Below are 25,932 nucleotides of genomic sequence, written 5' to 3'. Positions count from 1 at the left end.
GCAGTTCCCGCTGCAGCGCACGTCCACCTGCCCGGCCTCGCCCGGCGTAGAACTACCCACAGGAACTCCAATTCCCCGTAACACTCGATTAATTCAATCGCGCAATCCTGAAGGGTAAATTCCTGCGAGGGCCGATGGCCGTCGCCGCTTTTATCCGAGCGAGGGCTCCCGGTTGGAGCGACCAACATGCGCGTCATTCTTGCCATCGTCCTGTCGGCCGCGGCACTGGCTGCGTGCACGCCTGAGAGCAACAACGACGTCACGGGCTCGGTCGGAGACTGTGCCCGCAAGCTTTACAGCCAGTACAATCCCAAGGACAAAAAACAGTGCGTCGCGGTGTGCATCGCCTGCGAGCGCGGCGTGACCACGACCTGCTCGACCGCCTGTACGCTCAAGGGCGCGATTTGATCGCGGGCAAAAAGCTCGCGTGTCACTTCGACATGTACCCGTTAATGAACCGCACGGAATTGAAATTGACGGAGGATTCCGCGCGGATCTTCGACTGAGAGCGTAGCGGTCGTCCCATCTTCAACGATGGTGATTTGCGGCACGGGCTCCTTGTACCAGTTGATCCAGTTTGTGACGCTCTCCCACTCTCCCGGCCAGATCGTCCCAACCATGTTGCGCTTAAGCAAAAGGTCACCCGTTTTACTGAAGACAACAAGTTGATACGGGTTTCGAAGCTTAACGTTAGAAATGCCGACGATATATTTTGAATTGGGAGAAATCCAGATGTGCGTTAGTGCCGGCACGGGACGGCAAAGCAATTCAGCACCTGTCCGATTGTCGCGCAGCCGCAGATAGGAATAATCATTGTCCGCACTAAAGGGATCTTTTGTCGAGAAAATCATCCACCATCGCGCGTCGCGGGTTGAATTCCTCCAATCGTGGTGATGTTCAGCGCGTAAGGTGCCAGCCTCGGCCCAGAGGTCAACTACCTTGTTATAGCCGACGAAATCAGCATGCGCCGAGGTGCTCATGGCAACAAGCAGCCATAGCGCAATGCGCGTGCTCGTTGCGTACAAAGTGCTCAAGCCGGATTCCTCAAGCGTTCAGTTAGTATAGGTGTCCAAGCCGCGTCTGACGGGTTGGGACGAAGCTCACTTCGCCATGTAGTCGAACGCCACCGTCCCGAGGCCCAGCGTCAGATCGGACTTGAAATGCAGCGCGGAGACCACTTCGCGCACCGGCAGCCGCGCCACGTCGGCGAGCGCGTGCGGGAACAGGCCGAGCGCCGCGGGGCCGGTCCATGCTTCCTTCAGCGTGATGTCTTCCAGATAATAGCGCACCAGTTCGCAAATCCGCGGGGTGCCGTCGACATGCGGGATGATCTTGAGCATGAAGTTCGGCGCCTTCATCGACTTCAGCACCGCGTCGTGATCGACCGGGCGATGCTTGTAGCCCATGGTGGCAGAGGCGCACAGCACCGAACCGTAGTGCAACGATCCGACCAGCACGTCGCTCTCGACGGCGATTTTCGGTGAAGCCAGTTTTTTGGGAAAGCCCCAGAGCTCGCGGCCGCCGGCGATAGGCCCCTCGTCGTCCAGATACATCGAATGAACGTAGACGCCCTCCTCGCCCTTGAAACGGACCGGGATCACCTGGCCTGTCTCGGTGTAATCGCCAAACCCGGTTGAATCGGGCATGCGGATGAATTCGTATTTGACGACGGCCTCCGCGACTTCGAGCGGCTCCGGCACCACGGCGGCAAGCGCATCGGGGTCGGTGCGATAGGTGATGATGAAATATTCACGGTTGAAGAAGCGATAGGGTCCCGGCGGGAACGACGGGTTGGTCAGCGGCATCGAATAGGCGGTTCGCCTGACGTCATCGATCTTCATGACTGCCCTCATGTGTCGTTGGCGCGCATTGCGCGGGTGCGATTATGAAGCAGCCGATAGCAACATGCGAGACTGCAAAATCGGCAGACGGTCACAACATTGCCAAGTCACCGGGGCTGAACTCATGGGCGGGTAGCAACGTCGCTCAATTCGTAGCGCAAGATTTGAGGCGCCAACTGGGACCTTGAGTTTCACCCCCGCGGCTTCCCACAACTTGGACGAATGAGCTGGAGATCAGGCAGGTTCGAGAGGGTATCGGCGCTACCGGGATGTCGCGATTGCGAGCAAACCGGACATAGCTGAACCGGATCAACGACGCGAATGACCCGACTGAGACATCGGCGCCGGGCTCCTGTCCCACGTTTTGCGTTTAGGACCACGGCGGCTCTTCGCTCGCCCCGGCTGCCTCGTGGTGGATCGTGACACCCGTTGAACGCAGGCCGGTCAGCAATACAGTTCTTACAGATGCGGGATCGAATCCAATATCCTTGGCGTTTGGTGGATGTGCCTCGCTGCCCTTCAATCGGAGCGCCAAGTGCAATTGCTCGCAAAGGTGCTGAACGACGAGATTGACCTGATCGTCAGTCATGATCTGCTTTTCCTGCTACCATTTTGCTACCCAACTAGATAGCACACATGAAAATTGGGCGGTACGCGATTGGACCGCCCAAGGATCAACCCCACGCGATTGCTCATGGGCGGGCGCCAAAATCGTCCGCCTATCGGGGTAGACCAGAAGTAACTAGCGGGCGACTAGAACGACGCTTTTGACCCACATCAGAAAAGCTCAACCCGTACTAGGGATCCGTCAGCGTGCGATGCGACCGCCCGACTGGACGCGCGACGCTCCGATAACCTCGTTCAGCCGACCCGTCAGGGATCTCATAGATCATGATCTCTCCGGTAATGCCCTTCAGCGTCGCCCGCTTGACCACCGGCCTAAGGTTATTAGCTTCCAGCAGCTTTGATGTCTGCAGGTTCTCGACCACGGACTCGGTGGCGATAATCCTCCGCGGAACGGCAAGATCTTGCACACGCGCAGCGACGTTGACTGTTCGGCCGAAATAGTCCTGGCGACCGTTCTCCATAACGGCGAGGCACGGCCCTTCATGAATGCCGATTTTGAGCACCAGATCGTCGGTTTCGTGCTCTTGATTCAGTTTGTCCATCGCCTCGCGCATGCGAAGGGCCGCGGCGACCGCCCGATCGGGCGTTGGGAACGTCGCCATCACCGCATCGCCGATCGTCCTCACTATTGCGCCGCCCTCGGAAGCAACAACGCGAGCGAGGGCATGAAAGTGCGAGCGTACTAGGTCGTGCGCAGCCAAGTCGCCAACGCGTTCGTAGAGCGCTACGGAGTCCTTGAGATCGGTGAACAGAAATGTGAGACTGGTGATATTCAGGCGTTGGTCCATATCGAGCGTTTCGGCCCCGTAGACCTCGCGGAAAGTTTGGTTACTGAGGAGACGCTTTGCAGTTAAGAAGGGTTTGCGTCTGCTCAGGAGGCGGTGGACCGCACTGCCCGTTATCCACGCCGCGGGCAATACTCGTTTATTGGTGCGATTTTCGAACAGAAGGCGCACTGGACCGGGATGCAACTGCGTGGAGCCGTTCGGAGCATGTACGTTGTTGATGACAACCGAGACGCTCTGGCGCTCGCGCGTGGGCTCTCCTCGTACGTCGAGAAATTGCGCCGCATGCGTCACCGGCTCGAACACTACGACTTTCGCCGCAGGGAGCGACAGCGATAAGATAGCTTTCTCACCGGGCGGCAACTCGACTGAATCAAGGATGGCTTCCTCCATCGCTCGCTCAAAGGCGTCGCCTTCGGGAAGATCAAGCCCAGAACCCCAAAGAATCTGCCGGTAATATTCCCAGATGGACAGCGTTTCCGGGCTGTGCGCCGCGATCTTCCGCACGCGCGGGGCCACTGTGAACGTAACTTCGATGACCTCGTCGAGCGTGACTTTGTGTCCTGCTGCACAAAGTTCACATTCGCACCTCTCCCGACGGACAGTCTTCAGCGTGGCGTTGGGGTCGAGGACGCTGCCACATGCAGGGCAGAGCACATTCCAAGACAGTTCGAACAACCCGATTCGCGCCGCCTGAAGGAAGGCTGCAATCACCTTCTCTTCATTGAGGCCAACTTTCGACGCGAAATCTAGGACATTGATACGACAGAGTTTGTGGTCTGGAGCGTCCCGGACCCACGCCTCAATGGCGTCCGCGACCTCGGCGTTTGTCGATTCCCGGAGGATTTTGAACATAGGGTGGGTTTCGGCCTCAGGCTGCATGAGACCCTCCTTTGGGGTTGCTCCACGGCACTCCCGTTACTGAATCGATACCCCACACTGACCGGGCTTATGCGCATCCCGTCGCATTAGAGAATCTAGATCCACGAGCATGCTGTTAGTGTGAGATAGATCACTGATATCAAACATATTAGGAGCGTCGATGTCGGCTTCTGGCCCATCGCGTCGATTTTTGGATGCTCGCATAGCGGTCGCTCTTGGAGAGAAGCGGATATTCGGCCCGCCGCACTCAACCAATCACGCTCATGACTACAGTTCCTAGGCAAGCGCCGTCATTTCCGTCAAACGACGCCACCGAGATAGAGCCGCTTGACGATATCATTGGCCTTCAACTCGTCGACCGACTGCGCCGCCACCGCGATCTCGCCGTGCACGATGATGTAGCCGCGGTCGGCGATCCGGATCGCCTGATTGAAATTCTGCTCCGCCATCAGCACCGTAAGTCCGACGCGCTGCTTGAGTTCGCCGATCTTGCTAATCGTCTGCGACACCAATAGCGGCGACAACCCGACCGACGGCTCGTCGATCAATAGCAGCCGCGGCGAGGACATCAGCGCGCGCGCAATCGCCAGCATCTGCTGCTGTCCGCCGGACATGGTGCCGGCGAGCTGGTTGCGGCACTCCTTCAGGGCCGGAAAGGTCTCGAACGCCAGCGTGAGATTTTGCCGGATGGCGCTGCGGGCCGATTTCCGGAATGCGCCGAGCATCAGGTTTTCCGTCACCGTCAGCTTGGGAAACAGCCGCCGTCCCTCCGGCACCAGCGCCACGCCGAGATCGACGATCATCTCGGGCGAGAGTTTGGTCAGATCGTGCGCCTGCCCGTCGATCGTCAGCGACAGACGGCCGCGGTCCGGGCGGACCAGGCCCATGATGCACTTCATCAGCGTGCTCTTGCCGTTGCCGTTGGTGCCCAGCAAGGCGACGGTCTCGCCGGCCTCGACGTGGAGCGTCACGCCGCGTAGCGCCTTGACGGCGCCGTAGCCGGCATCGAGGCCCTCGATGGCAAGGCTAAGTGCCAAGATAGGCCTCCTGCACCCGCTTGTTGGCCATCACCTCGGCCGGTGCACCGATCGCGATGATTTTTCCGGCATCGAGGCACATCACCCGCTCCGAAAAGCGCATCACGGCCTGCATGATGTGCTCGATCATGATGATGGTGATGTCCTCCTCACCGAGACTGATCAGGAGATCCAGCACCTCGTCGACTTCGGAAGAGGAAAGTCCGGCCATGGCCTCGTCCGAAATCAACAGCTTCGGCCGCACCGCCAGCGCGCGCGCAAGCTCCATCTTGCGCAGTTCCACCTGGCTCAACGTATCGGTCGGCGCGCCGGCCTTCGACGCGAGCCCCATCCGCGTCAGGATCGACATCGCGATGTCTTCCTCCGGCAGGCTCGAACCGACGGTAGCAAAGTCGAGCCCGACCATCAGGTTTTCGAGCACCGTCATGCTCTTGAACGGCCGCGGAATCTGGAAGCTACGGGCGATGCCGCGGCGTGCGCGCTGATGCGGCGGCAATTGGGTAATGTCCTCGCCGCAGAACACCACGCTGCCGACCTGCGGACGCAGCGCGCCGGAAATGCAGTTGATCAGCGTGGTCTTGCCGGAGCCGTTCGGGCCGATCAGGCCGAAGCGTTCGCCTTTCCTGATATCGACGCTGATATTGTCGAGCGCGGTGAAGCCGCCAAAAGTCTTGGTAAGGGTTCCGACTTGCAGCAGGGGCGCGTCGGGCGCGGCTGTTACCGTCATGGCTTGCCTCCCGCGCGCAGACGATAGCGCGGCCGTAGCAACCCGATGATGCCCTTCGGCGCGCCGACCACGAACAGCACCAGCATGATGCCGAGCACCAGCACGTTGATTTCCGAGGATATGGTCACGGCAAGGAACTGCTGCGTCGAGCCTAGCAGGATGGCGCCGAGCACAGGGCCGATCCAGTGCGCGGTGCCGCCGATCAGCGACATAGCAAGCGCCGAGACGGAATAAGTGAGATTGAATGCGGAGGACGGGTCGGCGTACTGCAGATACATTGCAGCCGGCGCTCCGACGGCCGACATCAGTGCGCCCGAGATCATGCAGGCCACCAGCTTGAGCTTCAATGTCGGCACACCCGTGCATTCGGCAGCGAGTTCATCATCCCGAAGTGCCTGCAGGCCGCGGCCCATCCGGGAATTCTGGATGTAGCGCGCGATCCCGACGGCAATCACCACCAGGATCGCCTGCACGAAAAACAGCATCTTCACGTAACTGTCGAACGGCGCCGTCACCGGCGGCCGCTGTAGCTGGATGCCGGCCGCACCGCCGACGAACCGCCAATTCATTACAAAGGTCTCAATGATGATCGCCAGTGCAATCGTCGCGATCGAGAAAAAGATGCCGCGCATCCGCAGGGTCAACAGGCCAACGCCAAAGCCGAGCAGCATGCCGATGACAGCGGCTGCTGCGATCTGCACCACGAGCGGCGCCCCTGTCGCCTTGAACAGGGCTACCGCGGTGTAGACGCCGACGCCGAAGAAGGCGTTGGTGCCGAAATTGACGTAACCGGCATAGCCGCCGAGGATGCTCCAGGCGACCGCGAGGGCGATGAACTGCAGGATGACGTAGCCCGCAAAGAACGGATACTCGTTGCGGACGATCTGGGTCATCGACAGGACGGCGACGAGGAAGATGGCCACGCCGGCCCAGAATGCGATGCTGTTGCGATGCTTCATCATCGGCCGAGCAGTCCTTGCGGGCGCACGGCAAGCACGGCGAGCAGCATCGCGAACGAGATCGCCGGCGCCCAGGACGCGCCGAACATGGTCAGCACGATGGTTTCGGCGACGCCGAGGATGATGGCAGCAATCAGCGTGCCGCTGATGCTGCCGAGCCCAGCCATGACGACGACGCAGAACGTCCGGCCGATATAGGCCCGGTCGAGCGTCGGTTCGATCGGAGCCACGATGATCAGGAGCGCGCCGGCGATTCCGAGCACGGCGGTGGCGATGCCGAAGGCAAACTGCTTGATGCGGACCGGATTGGCGCCCATCAGCCGCAGCGCCTCCTCGTCCTGCGCGACCGCGCGGATCGCGCGACCCATGAAGGTTTTCGACAGATACACCGCCAGCAGCACCGTCAGCGCCAGCGCCACCGCGAACGCGACGAGCTGCCGGATCGGTATCCGAAACTCGCCGAACCGCCAGGACTTGCCGATATAGGTCGCTGAAACCGAGCGCTGGTCGACGCCGAATTGCAGGATGATCAGCACCTCGATGATGAAGGCGATGCCGAAGAAAAACGCGATGCCGCGCACGCCGGCGTCGCTGCCGCGCCGCTCGAAGGTCTCGTAATAAACGCGGTAGGCCAGCAGGCCGAACACGAAAAACAGCGGCGTGATCGCGAGACCGGCCAGCAACGGGTCGATGTCGTAGCTTTCGTTGAGCTGGTACACGCCGTAGGCGGCGAGCACCAGGAACGCCGGATGCGCGACATGGGGAACGTCGAGCAATCCGAACGAGACGGATAGCCCGACGCTGACGGCTGCATAGAAGCAGCCGAGCAGCACCCCAAGCACCACTGCGCCAAGCAGCAGGTCCATCGAAAACACGTCAGGTTCCCCCTTGGCTCCGAGCCGGAAAAGCCACGAGGCCTACTTTCGAGCAGCCTCGAAGGGACTGATGAGACTTCCAGTCTTCAGCTTCTCGGGGAACAGGATCACCTGCTTGCCGGAGGACCGGAACTGTTCGATGTCCTTGTCCTTCACGCCCCGGAACTGTGCCTGTAGCGTCGCCGTTTCCTTGCGCTCGCCATCTGCCGAAAACGCGATCGGCCCGACGATGGTCTTGTGCTCGTTATCGCGCAGATATTTGGCGATGCCCTTCTGGTCGAGCGACTTGGTCGCACCGACCGCCGCATCGATCATCTGTCCCATCGCATAACCGAACGGCGCCAGATAGTAACCGAGTGGATCGACCTTGGCCTCGATGGCGCGCTTGGTATAGGTGTCGAAAAACGCCTTGGTGCCGTCGAAATACATGCTCGATTCAGGCAGCCAGGTATTGTAGTTCACGACGCCATTGAGCAGCGAACCCAGATTGGACATCACGGCCGCGAACTGCAGGCCGACCATGCCGCCGCCGAAGATCTTGACGTCGTCGCCGATCCCGATCTCGTTCACGGCGCGCAGGATGCCGGCCGAGTCGGGCGGATACGACGCGACATAGACGATGTCGGGCTTGGCGGCCTTGAGCGCGCGGATGATGGAAGCGAATTCCACCGTGTTCGGCGGATAGGACTGGTCGAAGACAACCGGTATGTTGCGCTTCTTGGCGACGTCGCGTGCGGTCAGCGCGAGGTTTTGCGCGAATTCCTGGTCCGCCGTGAGCAGCGCCATGCTCTTGCCGCCGGCCTTCTGCGCCAGATCGAGGAACGAGGCCGCCCAGCTGTCGGCCGGGCCCCAGGGCGCATTGTTGAACCACATGTCGTGGCCGACCTTGCTGTTTACCTGGAACGAGAAATTCCCCATCAGCAGCAGGCCGCGCTGCTTGACGAACGGCATGATCGGCGCGGTCGGCACGGTCGCGTAAGGCGCGAACAGGAGATCGACCTTGTCGACGTCGACAAGCTTGGCGTAGATCGCCGGCGTCTCTGATGCGCTCGACTTGTCGTCATAGACGACCAGTTCGACCTTGCGGCCGAGCAGGCCGCCCTTGGCATTGATGTCGTCGCGCCAGATTTCGATGCCGAGCAGCGAAGCCTTGCCGCCGCCGGCAAGACCGCCGGTTTGCGGCATCGACATGCCGATCTTGATCGGCGGCTGCTGCGCCAGCGCGCGCGAGCCCTGCCCAACCACTGCGACGGCCATCGCACCGCCAAGGAATGTCCTGCGTTTCATTGCGTCCCCCTCATTTGTCGTTGTTATCAGTCATTTCGATTCCGCCGGATCTCCGTCCGGTCGCTGCGAATGGTTAGTTCAGACCGAGATTATTTGGCTCCCACCGGCGCGGCTTCGTTTCTGGCCGATTTTTTCATGATCGCCGACGGATCGGCGCCGACGCGCCCGCTGGTCTTGTCGGCCTCGCTTTCACGCGAAACCCGCATGTCGAAGCGGATGCTCGGCATGCCCTTGATCGGACAGTCCGGGTCGTTTGCCGCCACGTCGACGGCGAGATCGCCGGACGAGCCGAATACGACATCGTCAGCCAGATGCGGATCGTCGCGCAGATAGAGCGCCGTGACCAGTTCGCGATAGCCCGGCGCGCCGACCAGGAAGTGAATATGCGCCGGCCGCATGCCATGCCGCGCCTGCGCCTTCACCATGGCACCGACCGGCCCATCCATCGGGATCGAGTATCCGAGTGGTTTCACAGTGCGCAGCACATAGACGCCATCAGCATCGGTTGCGAACACGCCGCGATAGTCGACCGACGTCGCGCTCGCCTGAATGTCATAGAGGCCGTCAGCGCCGGTTTGCCAGATCGAGATGGTGGCGTTGGCGACCGGCTTGCCGGTGGCATCGGTGACACGGCCATAAAGCACGCACTCGCTGCCCGGCTTCGGGTTCTTGGCGATCGAACTGCCGGCGGCGAGCGTCGGCGTGGCCTCGCGGTAAAATGGACCGAGCAGGCTGGTATGGGTGGCTTCCTCGAGGGCGGTGGCGTCGTGCAGGCCGTTGACGAGCGCAGAGAGGCCGAGCGTGTCGGACAGCAGGATGAATTCCTGCCGTTCCGGCGAACACATCTTGCCGGCGGCGGTCATGAATTCGATGCCCTTGATCCATTCCGCCGGCGTCAGATTGACCTCGCGGGCGAAGGCATGGAGGTGCTTGACCGCCGACGCCATGATCGTCTTCAGGCGCGGGTCCGGCGTCGTCGCCATCTGGTCGAGCACGGCGTCCGTGATCGTTTCAGGCGTTAACTCACGCATGCGTCACTCCCTGACCGGCTGTTATTTGGGTTGCCGGCTGTTATTGCAGCAAGCCTAACCGCTTGTTGGGGATCAACACAAGGCGTTCGAAGGCGGCGCCCCTCATACAAATTGATACGAGCGGATGAGGTCACATTCCTGCACATTGATGCGTCAGGACGCGTACCGCCGGTTTCGCCAGCCCACGATTTTGCGATTGCACAATTGGCGTGACGGAAGTGGGATCACTTCTCGCGAATCGGCGGCGCAACCTTCTCGGCCGGCGCCGGCGGCAGCGCGGGCTGAGCGCCCGCCTTCTGCGCGTCTGCGTCGGGACGGGCCGGTTGCGGCGGAATGTCCGATGGCCGTTGGCCGGTCGTGGCCGGTTCGGATGGCGCGGACGGCTTCGTTTCCGCGCCCGGCGTCGATTGCGTAGGCGGCGTCGCCTGCGCGATTTGCTGGGGATCGCGCGCGGTGAGAGCGGTCAGCGCAAGCGCCGATATGACCAGCCCGGCCGCGATCAGCGCGGACGCGAGCAGCATTTCCCGTCGGTATTCGCGTTGGCGGTCATCGGCAGGCATTGTTCAACCCCACGAAATTGTTCGTGAAGTCAACGGCCGGCAAGGCGCATGGTTCCGTGGGGAACTGGACCTGTCCGAGGCGCCTAGAATTCCAGGATCCCGGCGTCGCCGTCCTCGGTGCCGAAGGCCAGCAGCGTGCCCTTGGCGTTCCAGGCCAGCGCCGAGACCGGCTCGCTGCCATTGCGGCGCACCAGAATTTCCGCGCCGTCCTCGAGCCGCACGATCAATACGGTGCCATCGCTATAGCCCGTCGCCATGATGTCCTGCTTCGGATGACAGGCGACCATGGAGACGCGTGCCTGCAATGGCGCCAGCATCGCCGGCTCCTTGCCCATCGGACCGTCCTTGCTGGTGAACGGCCAGATGATCACGGTGTCGGCGCCGGAGGTGGCGAGCCCCTTGCCACCCACGCTCCACGACATCGAGCGGACGCGGCCGGGATAGCCGCTCATTCGCATGTGCCGGTTATCGGCAAGCCGCCAGCCGTGCAGCGCCGGCTCATGCATGGTGGTGACCAGGAATTTGTTGTCGGGGCTGAAGGTAACGCCGAGATGCGAGCCGGCCCATTCCAAAAATTCCGGCTTCGCCGCCATGTTGGGAAACCACAGCGTCACGCCATTGTAATGGGCGATCGCTACGCGCAGGCCCTTCGGCGCGAAGGCCAGTCCGCCGACGGTCGAGGGAGCATCAAAGCTCTTCTCCTCACCCTTGCCGCTGCGGACAAACGCGGTCTTGCCCGCCGACCACGCCACGGCGCCATCGGGATGCAGCGCGACATTGTCGATCCAGCGCCGTTTTGTATCGGTCGCCAGTGCCGACGTCTCGCCCTTCGCATTCAGCGCAACGAGCTTGCCGTCGTCGCCGCCGGTGACGATGCGCTTGCCGTCGGACGCCGCGCACAGCACGGCGCCGCCATGAACGGCGACGGTCGAGACTTCACCCGCCTCATTGGCCATCGCGGCGTTTTCCTCGGCGCCGATGAACACCGCGGTGTCACCGAGGAAATGAATCGACGTGACGGGCATGCCGACAGGCAACGCCCGTACCTTGTCGGTGAGGGAAGCGATGGAGGGCATTTCGCCCGGATCAAACTCTTTCATCACGTCGTGATACAGCTTTCGAAACCGTCGCGGATCTTCTGCTCCGGCAATTCGCGGCCGATGAAGACGACGCGGCTTTCGCGCGGCTCGCCGTCCTTCCACTTCCGCTGGTGATCGCCCTCCAGCATCATATGCACGCCCTGGAATACATAGCGATCGTCGTCGTCGGTGAAGGCGAGGATGCCCTTCGAGCGCAAAATCTTCTGGCCCTCGGTGGCGACGAGGTTTTGCAGCCACGGCATGAATAGGGTGGGGTCGAGCGGCTTGTCCGACCGCAGCGACAGCGATTGCATGTCCTCGTCGTGATAATGCTTCAGCCCGCCATGGCTATGGCTGTGATCGTGGTGGTGGTCATGGCCATGATGGTGATCGTGGTGATGATCGTGGCCGTCGCCGGCGTCGAGGAATTCCGGCTCGATCTCCAGGATGCGATCCAGATCGAACGCGCCGCGCTCCAGCACGTCCGACAGCGCGACCTTGCAGCGCTCGGTGCGGTGCAGCTTTGCATACGGATTGATGCCGCGGATGCGGGCCTCGACTTCGGCCAGCTCGGCCTTGGAAACGAGATCGGTCTTGTTCAGCACGATTACGTCTGCGAACGCGATCTGGTTCTTGGCCTCGGGAGCGTCCTTGAGACGGTCGCTCAGCCACTTTGCATCAGCCACCGTCACGACCGCGTCGAGCCGGGCGTTCTTCTGCACGTCCTCGTCGACGAAGAAGGTCTGCGCCACCGGGGCCGGGTCCGCCAATCCCGTGGTCTCGACGATGATGGCGTCGAACTTGCCCTTGCGCTTCATCAGGCCGTCCATGATGCGCACGAGGTCGCCGCGCACGGTGCAGCAGACGCAGCCATTGTTCATTTCGAACACCTCTTCGTCGGCGCCGATGATGAGGTCGTTGTCGATGCCGATCTCGCCGAATTCGTTGACGATGACGGCGTACTTCTTGCCGTGGTTTTCCGACAGGATGCGGTTGAGCAGCGTGGTCTTGCCGGCGCCGAGATAGCCCGTCAGCACGGTCACTGGAATTTTTTGGGATGAAAGTTCAGACATAATAACTCCGGAGCGGAATGATCGCACGAGCAAGCAGGGAGGCCCCTGCCCTATGGGCTCAGCGCGCTGGTCAAGGCCTTTATATTGTGCCTGACCATTGCAATGTAAGTGGGAGAATCGCCCTTTTCGGCCGTCAGGCTGTCCGAATAGAGCGTTCCGCCGACCCTGGCGCCGGTCTCGGCCGAGATCCGGCCCATCAGGCGGGGATCGCTGATATTTTCGAGGAACACCGCCGGTATTCTGGCGGTCCTGACCTGGGTGATGATCCTTGCGATATCGCGGGCGCTGGCCTCGGATTCGGTCGAGACGCCGAGCGGCGCGATGAATTCGACGCCATAGGCGGTGGCGAAATAGCCGAAGGCATTGTGGGTCGAGATCACCTTGCGGCGGTTCTCCGGAATTTTCGCGATCCCCTCGCGCACCTCGCGCTCCAGCGCATCGAGCTCGGCCAGATAGGCACTCGCCCCGGATTTGAACGCTTCGGCGTCCGAAGGAGCAGCCGCAGCCAGCGCATCGCGGATATTGGCGACATAGATCTTCGCGTTCGCAACCGATTGCCAGGCGTGCGGATCGGCCTCCGAACCGAGCTTGAGCGGCGCAATGCCAGATGTCGAGGTCACGACAGAAGCCTTGCCGCCGGCGGATTTCACCAGCCGCGACAACCAGCCCTCAAAGCCGAGACCGTTGACGAAGACGAGCTTCGCATCCGCCACTTTTTTTGTATCCGAAGGCGTCGGCACATAGACATGTGCATCGCTGTTGGGACCGACCAGCGTTGTCACGTTGACACGATCGCCGCCGACATTGCGGACGAAGTCGCCGATGATCGAGAAGCTGGCGACGACGTTGAGGCGATCCGCGGCGCGGGCCGGACCAACAGCCGCGATCAGAGTGAGAGCGATGAGCCAGAGCCGGATCATGACTACGCCTCGAGGTGACGGCCGGGGAACATCTGCCGGACCAGGCCGCTGACGGGGCCAAACAATAGCGAGACCACGTAAATCCCCGCAGCAATCAGAATAATTGCAGGTCCCGAAGGAATCTTGGTCTGAAACGACAGCACCAGCCCGGCATAGCCGGAGACGATCGCGCTGGCGACCGCGATGCAGATCATGCCGGTGATGTCGCGCGACCAGAAGCGCGCGATGCCGGCGGGCAGGATCATCAGGCCGACGCCGAGCAGCGTGCCGAGCGCGTGAAAGCCGTTGACGAGATTGATCACGACCAGCGCCAGGAACGCCAGATGCGCGGGCGCACCGGCGCGAGAGACGGTGCGCAGGAATATCGGGTCGACACATTCGATCACCAGCGGCCGGAAGATCACGGCCATGACCAGCAGCGTAATCGTGGCGTTGAAGGCGATCACCAGCAGCGTCTGGTCGTCCATCGCCAGGATGTTGCCGAACAGCACATGCAGCAGGTCGATATTGGTGCCCTTGACCGAGACGATGGTGACGCCGAGCGCGAGCGACACCAGATAGAAGGTCGCGAGCGAGGCGTCTTCCTTGAGCTCGGTGGTGCGTGCCACCACGCCGGCAAGGATCGCGACGGTGAAGCCTGCGATCAGCCCGCCCGTCGTCATCGCAAACAGGTTGATACCGGAGACCAGGAAGCCGATCGCCGCGCCCGGCAGGATCGCATGCGCCATCGCGTCGCCGACGAGGCTCATCCGCCGCAGCATCAAAAATACGCCAATCGGCGCAGCGCCCAGCGCGAGCGCGATCACGGCGGCGAGCGCGCGGCGCATGAACTCGAATTCGGTGAAGGGCGCGATCAGCGCGTCGTAGAGCATCACGCGGCCTGCGAGGGCATATCGTCGACGCAGGCGGCGGCGCTGTCGTCGAACGCCTCGCACATCCGCAGCGCGACCATCAGGTTTTCCGCGGTCAGCACCTCGGCGGTCGCGCCCCACGCCACCGGCCCGCGCGCGAGCAGCAAGGTTTCCGGGAAATGATCGCGCACCAGCTCCATGTCGTGCAGCGCCGCCAGCACGGTGCGGCCTTCGCCGTGCCAGCGCTTCACCAGCCCGAGCAGATCGGCCGAGGTCTTCGTGTCGATGGCATTGAACGGCTCGTCCAGCACGATCAGGCGCGCATCCTGCAGCAGCACGCGCGCGAACAGCATGCGCTGCATCTGGCCGCCGGAGAGCGTGCCGATCGAGCGGTTCTCAAATCCGTTGAGGCCGACGGCGGCGAGCGCCTTGGTGATCTTCTCCCGCTCCGCCTTGCCCATGCCGCCGAAAAATCCGGTGGAGCGCCACAGGCCAGTGCCGACCAGATCGAACACCGAAATCGGAAAGCTGCGGTCGATGTCGACGCTCTGCGGCAGATAGGCGATGTCGCGAATATCGAGGCCGCCGAGATCGATCGACCCCGAGAGCGGTTTCAAAATGCCGGCGAGCCCGCGAAACAACGTCGACTTGCCGGCGCCGTTCGGCCCGATCACCGCCACCAGCGCGCCCGCGGCCACCTCGCCGTTGAGGTGATGCACCGCCGGATGCCGGTCGTAGCCCAGCGTGACGTTGTGGAATTTGAGCTGCGCGGCCATGCTCACCTCATCGCGACAAGCACAACGGCCCACAGAGCGGCGCTGACCGCGAGCGCCGCGGCAAGGCGGGCTGCCACGGTCATGCGCAGGATCGACCAGGGAGCCGGTTGCGCCGGATGTGGCGTCGCCGGGCCATGGGAATGGGCGTGGCTGTGGTGATGATGCGCGTGGTCGTGGGAATGGGCGTGAGGCATGGACATACGTTATATTATAACATTACGGGAGTCCACGCACCCCTGCCTGTCATGCCCCGCGAAGGCGGGGCATCCAGTACGCCGCGGCTTCTCGATTCAATCACTGGCGCCTCTGGAATACTGGATCGTCCGCCCCAGTGCGCAATTGCGCACAAGGCGGACGATGACAACTGAATATGAGGCGGCGTTCTCGCGACGAAATTCGCCCGAGCTTTGCTTCGATTTCACCCTCTCGAAAGAGAGAGGGCGCAGGGAAGACCGGGTGCACGCTGCACCCGCGGTCTCGTGTGCAAATGCGCACAAAAGAAACGCACACGAGCATACAGGTACAGGCGGAGCATCCCGGCCTTCCCTGCGCAGTGGCTTTACGGCTTACTTCGTGCTCTCCCCGGTGAACGGCTTTCTTGCCACCGTCGTCGGCGGGACACCGCGCTCGATCCGATAGGATCGATGCGCAACCGCCAACTTGACGCCAGCACCGCGGCGTCAGAACCACACGACTTCGCCGTACGCGTCATGCCAGCCTCGTCAGTCATGGCTTCCGCGTCCAGCGCATCCCACCGCGCGTTTCGTGACGATCGCGAGCCGCCCCTCTTGCCGGGTGGGACGGCGCATAGATGAACTGATTTGCACGAGAACAAAAGGGGAATATTTTTACGCCGGATACTGGACCAAGCGGTGGCGTGATTTGCCTGGCAGGCAACACAGGCATTGGTAGGTCGCCCGGAAGAAGCCGGACCCGCGCCGCTCGAACGCGGTCGTCGACCGCGGCGACCAATCCCCGTGATGACCGAGAATCCCAATCCCGCTAAACGTCCTGCCGATCCCGAGCGCGACAGCAAGCTGCGCGAGTGGTTGATCGACACGCTAGCTATGGCCATGGGTGGGTTTGCCGTTTTCTATTTCAAGCCAGACGGCTTCGTCGGCACCGTCGTCATTTTCGTCGGCGCTTACACCCTCACGCATTCTCTGCAGAGCCTGAACTGGGTATTGCTCGCCGGAATTTGCGAAGTCCTGCTCGTCTGGCTCGCCCCGGTGATCCATCTGGGCACCCTTATGATGGTTCCCGTCGGCACCAGCGCCACGGGGCTGGTCTTCACATTCTTGCTGCCCGGGATCGCTCAAGCCTATTGGATGTGGGAGTTGTGGCCAGCGACGGGCACCTTGTCTCATCCGCTGGCCCTGCTATGCGCGGCGTGGCTGGCGCTGCTCGGGATCAGGATTTTGGCGCAGGTCATACTCGTCGGCTGGCGTGCGCCGCGACACCACCGCGTCCAGCTGAAACCACTCCCAAAACTGAGGCGGCCTTAATTTCGAACACCAATCGATGAGGCTGCAGATCGGATCATCCGCATGGCAGCGTCGGTGTAACGGGCGCCGTTGAAGTTGACGTCAACGACCCACAAAACGAACAGCGCAACAAAGGTGGCGGCAATGGTTTTCATAAGTTGTTAACGATGAAGATAGGGCGCCGGTTCCCGGGCCGCGATTCCTACCGGAGGTACGAAGACACGGCAGCGAGACCACCGCGCGAAACCAGACGAACCGGCCGGCATGAAAGGAACTTCCCAGAGGATCGTGCGCTGGAAGGCGAACGCCGCCGACGCCGCTGAGATTTCAAACTGAGACACCACCGGACAAGTGGAATTAATTGGGCAGGCGCCTGCAAGGAGGCCGCCAACCGGGGCGGCCCCTGTCATAAGACTTTTAAATAGGTTTGCTTGTGTTTCGTTGGCTGGCTATGGCCGCTGCCCGTGGGGCAGGACAATTAATGTGGCTGGCAGGGGCCGTCTGAATTTCAGAGCAAGGCAGGCGGCTCCGCTAGGCCCTCAAGGCCCGAGTGGAAGGCTGGATCGTGAGGCGATAGGCAACGAGCTTGCTTCCGTCCATGACCTCCAGCGCCATATCGCAGGCAGGGCAGTGATATTCGCCCTTGGCCCCAACCTGTGACGAAAGCTCAAGCCGTCTGAAACCGGCTCCGCAGTTTGGGCACGTTACGTCACCCTTCTTCATATGCACCCCTTTAAGGCTGGCCCACCCGGCGGGGATTCATATCCGAGGTTCAAGGGCGGAACAACGCGCTTCATCCGGAGAACTACGGGGTACTAGCAGCCTCTGGTGTTAAGAACCCGTCGGGCACACCCTGTGCGCGCGGCTTCACGGCTTCCCGATCACCATCGCGATCGCCGCCGCCAGGAACGGAAACGGCACTGACACTGCCGCGCGAAACCAGACGAAGCGGGCCGGCATGAACGGGATTTCCCACAAGATCATGCGCTGGAAGGCGAACAGCGCCCAGGCGACGACGTAGGCGATCACCTGCGGCGAGCCGCCGCCGACTTTCAACGCGACAGCGCCGATCGAGAAACCGACCACCGGTCCTCCAGGGGTTGCCGCGCCGGCGATCACCGCGGTCAAGACGCCGAACCAGCCGCTGTCAGGGCCGAGCCAGCCGGTGATGACTTCCGCCGGAATGACGGCGGCGATGTAGCCCGAGCCGATCACGCCGAGCGCAATGCGCGGCACGATGTTGATGAAGTCCATGCTGCCTTCGCGCACCGACGACACCAGCACGACGCGCCCGCGCTGCCAGGCCATGAAGCCGAGGATCAAGACCGAGCCCCACAGGGTGATGTCGATGATCAGCGCCGACGCCGTCACGAGGGCTCGCCCTTCGGATACATCCGCACGAAGACAAAGCGGCCGAGCCAGCCTGCCAGCACCGGGATCGGCAGCGAGATCACGATCCGCCACAGCGTGAACTCGGTGCCGAGGATCGGCAGCTCCCAGGCGACCGCGCGGCCGTAGCCGATCAGCGTCCAGCTCACCACCATCGCGATGGTGGCGCCGAAATCGGCGCCGACGGTGAGCAGCGCCGCCGCCACCGGATAGGCAGTGAAGGGACCGCCGGGCAGGATTGCGCCGAACGCCGTTCCGATCAGCAATCCCTTCAGGCCCGAGTTCGGCCCCAGCGCCCGCGAGACTTTCTCGTGCGGCAGAATTTCCGCGATGAAGCCGCCGAGCAGGCAGCCGGCCAGCACGCGCGGCATGATTTCCCCGAACAGCCAGAGATCATGCGTGAGGATCTTGAGCACGCCATCGATGCCGTCGCGCCGCCAGACCAGGCCTGCACAAACCGCGACCAGCGCACCGATCACGATCATCGACCAGCCCACCGGCTTGCGGGCGCGCTTTGGACGCGTCTCGCCGTCATCGGCAGGCGCCGGGTCTTTTATCGGAGATTCTGACAAGGGCGATGAGTCGGAGGAGTGATGCTATTCCGTCCCTGCTTAGTCCCGCCATGCTGGCGACGCAAACGGAAGCTGGCCGATACCCATGCGCATCCCGGGGCATGCCCATGCGACGACGTCACGCGGCTCTACCCGCACGGACCATTCGTTCAGGTGAACTGGCGGACCAGCGCAAGGCCGGCAAACAGTCCGGCAATCGAGAGCACGACCGAGCCTATGACGTAAAGCGCCGCTGATGTGAGTTCGCCGCGCTCGTAGAGCAGCGCCGCATCGAGCGAGTACGCCGAAAACGTGGTGTAGCCGCCGAGGATGCCGGTCATCAAAAACAGCCGCCAGGGCTGCGATGCCTCGCCCTTGAAGGCGAGATAGCCTGCGATCAGCCCCATCACGGTCGAGCCCGTGATGTTGATGATGAAGGTGCCCCAGGGAAATCCCGTACCGGGGCAGCGGGCGCAGATGACGTTGATGAGATGGCGCAACGTCGAGCCGAGACCGCCACCGATAAAGACCAGCAAATAGCTCATCGCAGCATTTTCCCAGATCGGCGAAGTCGCCCCGGCAAACCGCTTGTGCCTGTTAGCAGCGATCCCTGCAAGGATCAGGCCTACGCCCAACGAAAAAGGGGCGGCAGCCGCAGCCACCGCCCCTCGAAATCGCAGGCTTTGATCCTGCCTGGAATCAGACCTTGCCGTACAGTTCGTCGACGTATTCCCAGTTGATCAGGTGATCGCAGAACGCCTTCAGATAGTCGGGACGGCGGTTGCGATAGTCGATGTAGTAGGAATGCTCCCAGACGTCACAGCCAAGGATCGGCGTCGCGCCATGGACCAGCGGGCTTTCGCCGTTCGCGGTCTTGGAGATTTCGAGCTTGCCGTTCTTGACCGACAGCCAGCACCAGCCGGAGCCGAACTGACCGACGCCGGCGGCGGCGAAATCGGCCTTGAACTTGTCGAGACCGCCGAGGTCCTCGGTGATCTTCTTTTCCAGACGGCCCGGCAGCTTGCTGCCGCCGCCATTCGGCTTCATCCAGTTCCAGAAGTGCAGATGGTTGTAGTGCTGGCCGGCATTGTTGAATACGGCCGGATTCTTGCCGAACGAACCCTTGACGATCTCCTCCAGGGACTTGCCTTCGAATTCGGTCCCCTTGATCGCGTTGTTTCCGTTGGTCACGTAAGCCTGGTGATGCTTGTCGTGGTGGTATTCCAGCGTTTCCTTGGACATGTGGGGCGCAAGGGCGTCGTGGGAATAGGGAAGATTGGGCAGCGTGAAGGTCATGGGGTGATGTCCGAACTGATGGGAGACGAAGTCTAACGGGAACCCTTATAGAAGGTTCCATCGGTCTTAAACACCGCATTTTGGAAAAACGGGAGGGCTCTTGCGTAACGGCCCTCCGCCCCCAGCGTATGACGGACAGGGGCGCTGCGACGAGGGAATGAACATGAGTATCGAGATCGACGTCCTGAACGGGGACGCATCACGGCCGCGGGCCGAACCGCTGATGCAGGCGGTCTGGCCCGCTCATGTGGTCGAAAAGCTCTCGTGGGGTCACGTCAAATGGGCGCATGCCGACCTGCGCGTGCTGATTGACGCCCCCGAGGACGCGGCCCAGCCGGGGCTTGCCTGCCATGTCGGCATCTACTTCCGTGACGCCATCTGGGACGGACGCAAGGTTCATATCGGCGGCATCGGCGGCGTTTCGACGCGGGCGGATTGCCGGGGACGGGGCTACGCCTCGCTGGCGCTGAACGCCGCCATCAGGACCATGCGCGATCACGAAGCTGTCAGGTTTGCGATGCTGTTCTGCGAGCCGCACAACGAAGCGTTCTACCAGGCGCGCGGCTGGCATCGCTTCCAGGGCGAGGTCTATGCCGAACAGCCGCAGGGACGGATACGTTTCGAGGCGATGGCGCCGTTCGTGTTCGATTTTACCCGCAAGCCGCGCGACGGCGTCATCGACCTATGCGGCCTGCCGTGGTAACCCCTGCATTCGCAGCGGGTAGCTTGCGTTGCTTCGGCCCGATAATATGTCAGCCATAATCTATTCGATTTGGATGACGTGACGCATGACCATGGACGCCCCGCTCGACATGCGCTCCGCCGCAGTTCCGTCAACGCCGACCAATGCGCTCCTGACCTCGCCGATCCTGCCGACGCTGTTGAAGCTCACGCTGCCCAATGCGATCGCCATGACCGGCACGACGCTGGTTGCCATCGCCGAGACCTCCTATATCGGCCGGCTCGGCACCGAGCCGCTCGCCGGCATCGCGCTGGTGTTTCCCTTCGTCATGCTGACGCAGATGATGTCGGCGGGCGCGATGGGCGGCGGCGTTTCCTCCGCCATCAGCCGGGCGATCGGCGCGGGGAATCGCGACCGCGCGGCGACGCTGGCGCTGCATGCCGCGATGATCGGCGCCTGCGCCGGAATCATCTTCACCGCGATGATGCTGATTTTTGGCCGCGCATTCTACACGCTGCTCGGCGGGCGCGGCGGCGTGCTCGAGCAGGCCATGCAATATTCGCACGTGCTGTTCTCCGGCGCGATCGCGATCTGGCTGGTCAACACGCTGGCCTCGGTGGTGCGCGGCACCGGCGACATGCGGATTCCATCGGTGACCCTGATCGGCACCGCGCTGGTGCAGATCACGGTTGGCGGCGCGCTGGGCCTCGGGCTGTTCGGCCTGCCGAAATTCGGCATGAGCGGCGTCGCCGCGGGCCAGCTTGCAGCTTTTACGCTGGGGGCGGTGTTCCTGGCCTGGTACCTCGTCAGCGGCCGCAGCCGGCTGACGCTGAGCTTCAAGGGCTTCAGATTCCAGCGCGACATGTTCTTCGACATCCTCAAGGTCGGCGCGGTGGCCTGCCTGTCGCCGCTGCAGACCGTGCTGACGGTGCTGATCTTCACCAAAATCCTCGCCGGCTACGGCACCGAGACCTTGGCCGGCTATGGCATGGGCTCGCGGCTGGAATTCCTGCTGACGCCGATCGCATTCGCCTTCGGCGTCGCCTCGGTGCCGATGGTCGGCATGGCGATGGGCGCTGGGCTCGTGACGCGCGCGCGGCAGGTGGCGTGGATAGCGGGCACTGCTTCCGCCATCACCGTGGGCGCCATCGGACTGATCGTCGCAGTGATGCCGACGCTCTGGGTTTCGCTGTTCACCAGCGATCCCGGCGTCACCGCCGCGGCTTCTTCCTATCTGGTCTGGGCGGGCCCGGCGTTCGCCTTTTTCGGGATGGGCGTCTGCCTCTATTTCTCTTCGCAGGGGGCAGCAAAGGTCGGCGGCCCCGTGATAGCCGGCACCGCGAGATTGCTGATCGTCGGGGGCGGCGGCTGGTGGCTGGCCTCAGGGGGCGCGCCGGCATGGACACTGTTCGCGCTGGCAGGCCTCGCGATGGTCGTTTACGGCCTCGGCACGGCGCTGTCCATCCGACTCAGCCGCTGGGGTCAATGATCGCCCAGGTAGTGGATCGCACTTAATGCCACATTGCACGAATCTGATTTGTTGCTATGCAAGCCTGCTTTTTCGAAGGAATGATTCATGGCTTGCAGAACGGCTTTCATCATCGCGATCTCAGCGGCCTTGCTGGCCGCACCATCCGTCTGGGCACAAGGCGCCGGCGAGCCGACCGGCGTCTGGCTGACCCAGGCCGGCGACGCGCGGGTGAAAATCAGCAAATGCGGCGGCGGCATCTGCGGCGTGATCGTCGGGTTGAAAGACCCGGTCGATCCGGCCACCGGCAAGCCGCAGGTCGATGACAAGAATCCCAATCCGGCCTTGAAGAAGCGGCCGATGATCGGCCTGCCGCTGTTCAGCGGCATGCAGCCGATAGCGCCCAACAAATGGTCGGGCCAGATCTACAACGCCGATGACGGCGGCACCTATGCCAGCAGTGTCTCGGTGGCGGGCCCGGATACGCTCAAGGTCGAGGGGTGCGTCGGTGCGCTCTGCGGCGGCGAAAACTGGACGCGGGTGGGGCGGTAGGGCGTGTACGCCGCCGCATACCCATCGGAAGCCCGGGAAATCAACACGGTGATCTTGGGGTAGCTACGTTTGTCTTTGGATTGGAAGTGGGGCGTTCAGCCGGTCCAATGCCTTCCAAGACTCGTTGTCTTGTTTCCGTCGCTTGTATCTTGCGTCGCTGAGCCAATATGATGGCAGCCGTAGTGATCCAGCATGCGGATGCAGGGCTGATTTTCATATGCGGTTGAAGTTTGCGGTCGTCAGTACGGTCGTTTTGGCGGTGACGGCCTTATGGCTGCTCGTGCTGCGAACCCGCTTTCCATATCTGGACCAGATTCCGGTATACGACGCCGACGTCACGACTTCCAGCGCCAGGATGTGGGCGCACAATTGGTGGGCCAACGGCCCGCTCAATATGTGGTTTGCGACCCCCTACTCGCCATTGTCGGTGGAAACGCCGACCCTGGCAGATGTGACGCTGTATCAATCATGGCCACCGGGCGCGTTCGTGCCGATTTATCTGCTCGCCCAGATATTGAACATCGAACCAAATGTGCCGTTGATCAACTGGTTCAATGTGGTGACCCACGGCATGATCGCGCTGGCGGTGGCGTTCACCGCCTTCAACATCGCCCGACTCAATACGTTGCACGTTGCAGCTTGCGGATTCATCGCCGTAGGCGTCGCATTTCCGGTCTTGTATCCTCACGGGCTGGTGTTCTTCTTCTCGCAAATCTACTGCGTTACGATTGCGATCTTGTTGTACGCGGCAGCGTTCATTTTGCTCGAATCTCTTTCGTATGTAGTGGAATCGCCACGTCAGCGGAATATCCTGCTCGCGATTCAGCTGCTCGTGATCTATCTGGCGTTTTTCGTCGACTGGCTGTCCTACACGCTTTTCGCGTCATGGCTGCTGATCCGCATGGCCGGCGCGCGCCTCGGCTTCATAGAAGGCTTTTCGCGACGACAGCTTGCGGGTCTGGCGCTGTTGCCGGCCAGCGCCTTCGGCATCTATCTGTTTTGGCGATTTTTCACGCCGGGCTCAATCGCCAGAACCCAGGGATTGGCATCATCCCTTTACGAGCTCGCTTGGAAGATCGCCTATCGGATGAACCTGACCGACGCTCATCCGATTACGAATTTCACTGCGAAATTCATAGAGATGCATTCGGAATGGTACTTTCCACATGTTCTCCCGTTAATCGTTGGCGCCACATTGGTGACGGCGACATTGCTTGCACTGTCGCTTCGTCTCGCGATCGATCCCGTTGAACGCCGCTCGATTTTCGCGATAGCCTCGATGCTGGTTCTGGTGACGGTCCCGTTTTACGTACATATGCTCCTGCTCTATCAGCACACCGTCATTCATAGATGGGCTATCGCAAAAGTGATGTTTGCCTACGCCCTCGTCCCGTTTGCACTTCTTCCCATTAGCGCCGTCGTCTTCTTGCGGCTGTACCGAGATCCCGGCGGAAAATTCCGCCTTCAGACCCGCGCGGCGATGGTGGGCACATTGCTTGCGATCGGCAGTTGTTTTTGCGCGGCAGTTTCCGCACGGGCCTTCGTCGGCCCAGCCTTGATAGGAAAAATCGACCCTGATCGCTACCACCTGTGGAACGACATCAGGCGGAACACCGAGTACCGTGACGTGGTCTTTTCTCCTGTCCTTCAGGCTGCTCCGATTGGTGTCGAAATTGGAGTAGCCAACAAAGTCGTCTTTCCCGCAAGAAACTTCGGGGAGACTGAACAAAGGACCGGTCGCATTTGCGGCACGTTCAACGTGGTTGTCGCATTGCCGCCGGGAGCGGACATCGGAGAATTCATGTCGCGCGGACCTACCAACGTGATCGAAACCAGAAATATCCGGTTGCTCCGATTTGCGGATTACCCCGGCAAGAAAACTGGTTGTAATTGACGATTTCGCTGAACCGGGCTCGTAAAATCTACTCCGCCGGCACCTTACGGGAATCCGGTACCACTTCGCTCGAGAACACCATGGGACCTGAAACTACGCCGCCATCGCCTTCAGCGCTGTCGCCGCCGAGGCATACCCGCCGCGGGCGCCGTCGATGAAGTGGACGTGATCGCTGCGCATCACCGACGGCGTGAAGCAGGTCATCATCGCCGCGTCCTGCCGGTGCAGGCCGTAGCGCACGACCCTCGCTGAGGCCGCGTTGACCAGAAGCTCCGCCAGCGCGCGCTCCAGCTCCTGCGTGCAATCGAGGATCATCCGCAGGCCGTCGTCATATTTGCGGAAGTCGGAATTTTCCACCACCTGCTGCACGTAATTCTTCGGCACGAAATTGCCGACCTTGATGCCGAAGCGCATCACGACATAGGCCCACAGCGTCACCGCGAGCACGATCGAGCGCCGCTTCAACAGCGGCCCGCCGCGCGCGGCGCGCGCTTCATACTCCACGCCGGCCGGCGGCCAGCGCAGCGGCGGCCCGCCCGGCGGCACCGGCCGCCCGGCATCCGGAGACTGTTCGACCAGCCTGATGATGTCTTCGATCACCTTGCGGAAGGCGAGTGGATCGGCGCCCTTGGTAGGCACCACGAGTACGGACAGAATGATCCCGCGCGTGGAAGGCATTTCCTCGAACCGGCACGACAGGCCGGACAGATCGGGCTGCGTGCCGGGCGCTGCCGCCGGCACCGCAAACTCGCCCCGCTTCATCGCGGCATCCGCCCACCCCAACCCGCCGCCGGAAAACATCGCGTAGGACAGATTGGCCGACGGGCCGAAGCGGGCTACCTTGATGTCGAGGCCCTGCGCGCGGATATCCCTGACCGGCACCAGCGCCACCCGCATCACCAGATCGAGATCTTCGCGGACCCATGCCGCGGTCGCCGCCAGCGCATCGCGGGCGCGCGCGAGGTCGCCGGGCGACACCGCAAAGCTCGCGCCATCGCCGCCGAACACGAACGGAAATTCGCGCCCGTCGAGCGCGTTGGTGACGGCCGCGATGACGGCCGCACCCGCCATGTTGACTGCCTTGTAGCGCTGGTTCGCGATCGCCTTGGTCGATTCCACGATATCGGCGACGCCGACGGTCCAGTCATCAGGCAACGGCGAATACATCGCCGGGTCCATCAGGCTGCCAAAGCCGCGAAAGACCGGGATCGAGCCGTAGAAAATATCGGTGCCGTCAGGCGTCGTCATGGCGATCTGGGCTACCCCGGGGTTCGCACCTTCCTAGCAGATACGACCGATATTGGAA

Annotated in this window: 28 protein-coding genes; 6 read left to right on the top strand and 22 right to left on the bottom strand. The window is 62.1% G+C overall.

Annotated elements, in window-relative coordinates:
* The first annotated feature begins 186 nt into the window (after nt 1-186).
* Complete coding sequence (locus tag KIP88_RS24205; protein ID WP_214490503.1) at nt 187-408, top strand: hypothetical protein; 222 nt, start codon at nt 187-189, stop codon at nt 406-408.
* 41 nt (nt 409-449) lie between these two features.
* Here KIP88_RS24205 and KIP88_RS24200 read toward each other — a convergent pair whose 3' ends face one another.
* The 17 genes from KIP88_RS24200 to KIP88_RS24120 form a co-directional block, all read right to left on the bottom strand.
* Nucleotides 450-1,034 carry a hypothetical protein gene (locus KIP88_RS24200; protein ID WP_249790983.1) on the bottom strand — a complete coding sequence of 195 codons (585 nt, stop codon included), beginning with the start codon at nt 1,032-1,034 and terminating at the stop codon, nt 450-452.
* Nucleotides 1,035-1,100: 66 nt separating this feature from the next.
* A complete protein-coding gene (locus KIP88_RS24195; protein WP_214490501.1) occupies nt 1,101-1,841 on the bottom strand; it encodes an acetoacetate decarboxylase in 741 nt (246 codons plus the stop codon).
* 370 nt (nt 1,842-2,211) lie between these two features.
* Nucleotides 2,212-2,430 (bottom strand): hypothetical protein, encoded by a 219-nt coding sequence (locus KIP88_RS24190; RefSeq protein WP_214490499.1) that lies wholly within the window; start codon nt 2,428-2,430, stop codon nt 2,212-2,214.
* A gap of 208 nt (nt 2,431-2,638) precedes the next feature.
* Entirely contained in the window at nt 2,639-4,135 is a 1,497-nt protein-coding gene (locus KIP88_RS24185; RefSeq protein WP_214490497.1) for an adenylate/guanylate cyclase domain-containing protein, read from the bottom strand.
* A gap of 299 nt (nt 4,136-4,434) precedes the next feature.
* Entirely contained in the window at nt 4,435-5,172 is a 738-nt protein-coding gene (locus KIP88_RS24180; protein WP_214490496.1) for an ABC transporter ATP-binding protein, read from the bottom strand.
* Complete coding sequence (locus tag KIP88_RS24175) at nt 5,162-5,899, bottom strand: ABC transporter ATP-binding protein (protein WP_214490494.1); 738 nt, start codon at nt 5,897-5,899, stop codon at nt 5,162-5,164. The genes KIP88_RS24180 and KIP88_RS24175 overlap by 11 nt, the downstream gene beginning before the upstream one ends.
* A complete protein-coding gene (locus KIP88_RS24170; RefSeq protein WP_249790982.1) occupies nt 5,896-6,861 on the bottom strand; it encodes a branched-chain amino acid ABC transporter permease in 966 nt (321 codons plus the stop codon). Before KIP88_RS24170 ends, KIP88_RS24175 begins: the two co-directional genes overlap by 4 nt.
* Nucleotides 6,858-7,724, bottom strand: a complete 867-nt coding sequence (locus KIP88_RS24165; protein ID WP_249790990.1) for a branched-chain amino acid ABC transporter permease — start codon at nt 7,722-7,724, stop codon at nt 6,858-6,860. Before KIP88_RS24165 ends, KIP88_RS24170 begins: the two co-directional genes overlap by 4 nt.
* A 51-nt stretch (nt 7,725-7,775) precedes the next feature.
* The gene (locus tag KIP88_RS24160; protein ID WP_214490491.1) at nt 7,776-9,020 is read right to left on the bottom strand and encodes an amino acid ABC transporter substrate-binding protein; all 1,245 of its coding nucleotides are present in this window, start codon (nt 9,018-9,020) and stop codon (nt 7,776-7,778) included.
* An 89-nt stretch (nt 9,021-9,109) separates the two neighbouring features.
* Complete coding sequence (locus KIP88_RS24155; RefSeq protein WP_214490489.1) at nt 9,110-10,051, bottom strand: dioxygenase; 942 nt, start codon at nt 10,049-10,051, stop codon at nt 9,110-9,112.
* Between the two features lie 224 nt (nt 10,052-10,275).
* A complete protein-coding gene (locus tag KIP88_RS24150; protein ID WP_214490487.1) occupies nt 10,276-10,611 on the bottom strand; it encodes a hypothetical protein in 336 nt (111 codons plus the stop codon).
* Between the two features lie 83 nt (nt 10,612-10,694).
* On the bottom strand, nt 10,695-11,711 hold the full coding sequence (locus tag KIP88_RS24145) for a WD40 repeat domain-containing protein (protein WP_214490486.1): 1,017 nt from the start codon (nt 11,709-11,711) through the stop codon (nt 10,695-10,697).
* The gene (locus KIP88_RS24140) at nt 11,711-12,763 is read right to left on the bottom strand and encodes a GTP-binding protein (protein ID WP_214490485.1); all 1,053 of its coding nucleotides are present in this window, start codon (nt 12,761-12,763) and stop codon (nt 11,711-11,713) included. The genes KIP88_RS24145 and KIP88_RS24140 overlap by 1 nt, the downstream gene beginning before the upstream one ends.
* A gap of 50 nt (nt 12,764-12,813) precedes the next feature.
* Nucleotides 12,814-13,683, bottom strand: a complete 870-nt coding sequence (locus tag KIP88_RS24135) for a metal ABC transporter solute-binding protein, Zn/Mn family (protein WP_214490484.1) — start codon at nt 13,681-13,683, stop codon at nt 12,814-12,816.
* A 2-nt stretch (nt 13,684-13,685) separates the two neighbouring features.
* Entirely contained in the window at nt 13,686-14,555 is an 870-nt protein-coding gene (locus tag KIP88_RS24130) for a metal ABC transporter permease (RefSeq protein ID WP_214490575.1), read from the bottom strand.
* Nucleotides 14,555-15,310 carry a metal ABC transporter ATP-binding protein gene (locus tag KIP88_RS24125; protein WP_214490483.1) on the bottom strand — a complete coding sequence of 252 codons (756 nt, stop codon included), beginning with the start codon at nt 15,308-15,310 and terminating at the stop codon, nt 14,555-14,557. Before KIP88_RS24125 ends, KIP88_RS24130 begins: the two co-directional genes overlap by 1 nt.
* Before the next feature lie 2 nt (nt 15,311-15,312).
* Nucleotides 15,313-15,510: a hypothetical protein gene (locus tag KIP88_RS24120; protein ID WP_214490482.1), complete on the bottom strand. Its 198-nt coding sequence runs from the start codon at nt 15,508-15,510 to the stop codon at nt 15,313-15,315.
* A gap of 780 nt (nt 15,511-16,290) precedes the next feature.
* Here KIP88_RS24120 and KIP88_RS24115 point away from each other — a divergent pair.
* Nucleotides 16,291-16,815: a hypothetical protein gene (locus tag KIP88_RS24115; protein ID WP_214490481.1), complete on the top strand. Its 525-nt coding sequence runs from the start codon at nt 16,291-16,293 to the stop codon at nt 16,813-16,815.
* A gap of 846 nt (nt 16,816-17,661) precedes the next feature.
* On the opposite strand, the gene KIP88_RS24110 is transcribed toward KIP88_RS24115, so the two are convergent.
* The 4 genes from KIP88_RS24110 to KIP88_RS24095 all read right to left on the bottom strand — a co-directional run bounded on the left by KIP88_RS24110 (nt 17,662) and on the right by KIP88_RS24095 (nt 20,030).
* Nucleotides 17,662-18,102, bottom strand: a complete 441-nt coding sequence (locus KIP88_RS24110) for a permease (protein WP_214490574.1) — start codon at nt 18,100-18,102, stop codon at nt 17,662-17,664.
* A 59-nt stretch (nt 18,103-18,161) separates the two neighbouring features.
* Nucleotides 18,162-18,755, bottom strand: coding sequence for a permease (locus KIP88_RS24105; RefSeq protein ID WP_214490480.1), 594 nt, complete (start codon nt 18,753-18,755; stop codon nt 18,162-18,164).
* A gap of 149 nt (nt 18,756-18,904) precedes the next feature.
* Nucleotides 18,905-19,279, bottom strand: a complete 375-nt coding sequence (gene crcB / locus KIP88_RS24100; RefSeq protein ID WP_214490479.1) for a fluoride efflux transporter CrcB — start codon at nt 19,277-19,279, stop codon at nt 18,905-18,907.
* 154 nt (nt 19,280-19,433) lie between these two features.
* On the bottom strand, nt 19,434-20,030 hold the full coding sequence (locus KIP88_RS24095; RefSeq protein WP_214490478.1) for a superoxide dismutase: 597 nt from the start codon (nt 20,028-20,030) through the stop codon (nt 19,434-19,436).
* 163 nt (nt 20,031-20,193) lie between these two features.
* Here KIP88_RS24095 and KIP88_RS24090 point away from each other — a divergent pair, with 163 nt between their 5' ends.
* The 4 genes from KIP88_RS24090 (at nt 20,194) to KIP88_RS24075 (ending at nt 24,626) form a co-directional block, all read left to right on the top strand.
* Nucleotides 20,194-20,733 carry a GNAT family N-acetyltransferase gene (locus KIP88_RS24090; protein ID WP_214490477.1) on the top strand — a complete coding sequence of 180 codons (540 nt, stop codon included), beginning with the start codon at nt 20,194-20,196 and terminating at the stop codon, nt 20,731-20,733.
* A gap of 85 nt (nt 20,734-20,818) precedes the next feature.
* The gene (locus tag KIP88_RS24085) at nt 20,819-22,201 is read left to right on the top strand and encodes an MATE family efflux transporter (protein WP_214490476.1); all 1,383 of its coding nucleotides are present in this window, start codon (nt 20,819-20,821) and stop codon (nt 22,199-22,201) included.
* Between the two features lie 87 nt (nt 22,202-22,288).
* Nucleotides 22,289-22,732, top strand: coding sequence for a DUF2147 domain-containing protein (locus KIP88_RS24080; protein ID WP_214490475.1), 444 nt, complete (start codon nt 22,289-22,291; stop codon nt 22,730-22,732).
* 217 nt (nt 22,733-22,949) lie between these two features.
* On the top strand, nt 22,950-24,626 hold the full coding sequence (locus KIP88_RS24075) for a hypothetical protein (RefSeq protein ID WP_214490474.1): 1,677 nt from the start codon (nt 22,950-22,952) through the stop codon (nt 24,624-24,626).
* A gap of 93 nt (nt 24,627-24,719) precedes the next feature.
* On the opposite strand, the gene KIP88_RS24070 is transcribed toward KIP88_RS24075, so the two are convergent.
* Entirely contained in the window at nt 24,720-25,874 is a 1,155-nt protein-coding gene (locus KIP88_RS24070) for a DUF3095 domain-containing protein (RefSeq protein ID WP_214490473.1), read from the bottom strand.
* Nucleotides 25,875-25,932: the final 58 nt, after the last annotated feature.

The sequence above is a fragment of the Bradyrhizobium sp. SRL28 genome (assembly GCF_018596315.1).
GTDB lineage: Bacteria > Pseudomonadota > Alphaproteobacteria > Rhizobiales > Xanthobacteraceae > Bradyrhizobium.
This window is presented reverse-complemented; position numbering and strand designations above follow the sequence as displayed.